Genomic DNA, 1,294 nt, shown 5'->3' with positions numbered 1-1,294 from the left:
CACCACACTGCGTCCGGAGAACCCGGCCTACGTCATCTACACCTCAGGCTCCACCGGCCGCCCCAAGGGCGTCACCGTCACCCACACCGGCATCCCCAGCCTGACCACCACCCACCAAACCCGCTTCAACCTCGGCCCCCACAGCCGCGTCCTGCAATTCGCCTCACCCAGCTTCGACGCCGCCTTCTGGGAACTCACCATGGGCCTACTCTCCGGCGGCACCCTCGTCATCACCGACCGCGACCACCTCATGCCCGGCGAACCCCTCGCCACCACCCTGGCCAACCAGCACATCACCCACGCCATGCTGCCACCCGTCGCCCTCGCCGCCACCGAACCCAACCCCCACACCCACGGCACCACCCTCATCAGCGGCGGCGAAGCCCTCACCGCCACCCAAGTCGAACGCTGGAGCACCAACCACCAACTCTTCAACGCCTACGGCCCCACCGAATCCACCGTCGCCATCACCTTCACCACCAACCTCACCCAACCCACCACCCCACCCATCGGCACCCCCATCACCAACACCCACATCTACATCCTCGACAAACACCTCAACCCCGTCCCCCCAAACACCCCCGGCGAGCTCTACACCACCGGCCCCGGCCTCGCCCGCGGCTACCTCAACCGCCCCGCCCTCACCGCCGAACGCTTCACCGCCAACCCCTACGGACCCCCCGGCAGCCGCCTCTACCGCACCGGCGACCTCGCCCGCTGGAACACCAACGGCCAACTCCACCACCTCGGCCGCGCCGACGACCAAATCAAAATCCGCGGCTTCCGCATCGAACTCGGCGAAATCGAAACCACCCTCACCCGCCACCCCCACATCACCCAAGCCACCGTCATCGTCCGCGAAGACCAACCCGGCAACCCCCAACTCACCGCCTACGTCCAACCACACCCAAACACCACCCCCACCCCCACAGAACTACGCCACCACACCCAACAAACACTCCCCCACTACATGATCCCCACCCACATCGTCATCCTCGACGAACTCCCCCTCACCCCCAACGGAAAAATCAACCGCAAAGCACTCCCCACACCAACACACACCACCACCACCACAACAACCACCCCCCGCACCCCCCACCAAGAAATCATCGCCGGCATCATCACCGACCTCCTCCAACTCCCCACCATCAACACCACCGACAACTTCTTCGACCTCGGCGGACACTCCCTCCTCGCCACCCGCCTCATCACCCGCATCAACACCACCCTCAACACCAACCTCACCATCCGCGACCTCTTCGACAACCCCACCACCACCCAACTCGCCCACCTC

1 protein-coding gene is annotated in these 1,294 nt (G+C 65.5%); it reads left to right on the top strand.

The features are described from left to right. Positions 1–1,294, top strand: a 1,294-nt coding sequence (locus ACZ5ON_RS36075; protein ID WP_465601853.1) for a non-ribosomal peptide synthetase, incomplete at both ends; no start/stop codon positions are given.

The organism is Kitasatospora sp. NPDC032150 (assembly GCF_055579945.1).
Note: the sequence above shows the minus strand (reverse complement) of the source record. Positions and strands in the feature narration are given on the sequence as shown.